This is a genomic window from Pseudomonas sp. FSL W5-0203 (assembly GCF_001896155.1).
GTDB classification, from domain to species: domain Bacteria; phylum Pseudomonadota; class Gammaproteobacteria; order Pseudomonadales; family Pseudomonadaceae; genus Aquipseudomonas; species Aquipseudomonas paracarnis.
The window spans coordinates 1-607 of sequence record NZ_MPOR01000099.1 but is presented as its reverse complement, the minus strand read 5'-3'; the positions used below and the strand labels follow the sequence as shown (position 1 = coordinate 607).

Annotated in this window: 1 protein-coding gene; it reads left to right on the top strand. The window is 38.6% G+C overall.

The annotated features are described in order from the left end of the window. Window positions 1-299 precede the first annotated feature (299 nt). Window positions 300-530 (top strand): hypothetical protein, encoded by a 231-nt coding sequence (locus tag BOP96_RS30235; protein WP_175563028.1) that lies wholly within the window; start codon window positions 300-302, stop codon window positions 528-530. Window positions 531-607: the final 77 nt, after the last annotated feature.

Genomic DNA, 607 nt, shown 5'->3' with positions numbered 1-607 from the left:
CTCTTCAACGCTGAGTTCGGTATAAGACATAGGGGCAGCACCGTACCGGAAAGGTCAGGTGTTGCACTCAGTTTTTGCCGCCGCCAGTCTTTAAGAATGACCTGCTCGGTGATGTTTTCGGAAAAAGATTAATAGGTAAATACATAATTGATTTGAGCACAAAAGAAATGATTGATATAAAAGCAAATTACAAAATTATTGATACTGCATTGCTTGATGCTGCCGAGCCGCAATAAATAAATACTTATCTATTGATTATTTATAATCGCATGTTATATTGTTAGCAAGAACAGGAGATTATGAGCATGCAACTAATAAGGGTAACTAGCAAAAGAAAAGAAATCTTAAAGTATACAAAAAAACTAGGTCTTTTTGGTTTGTATAAAGATGTTAAGAATGCACATAACAAAAGTGTTTGTCATTTGATTTTTGACCCATTAGATTACACATTCAAGGTGCTGGTAGACCAAAGTAGAGTTCCTTACGAATATCAAGACGAGTGTATAAAAGACGGCGGCGGCAAAAACTGAGTGCAACACCTGACCTTTCCGGTACGGTGCTGCCCCTATGTCTTATACCGAACTCAGCGTTGAAGAGCGCGCCACCA

Bases quoted from the DNA above. Each gene is read 5' to 3' on its own strand.
- BOP96_RS30235 (WP_175563028.1), top strand. From the start codon at position 300: ATGAGCATGCAACTAATAAGGGTAACTAGCAAAAGAAAAGAAATCTTA.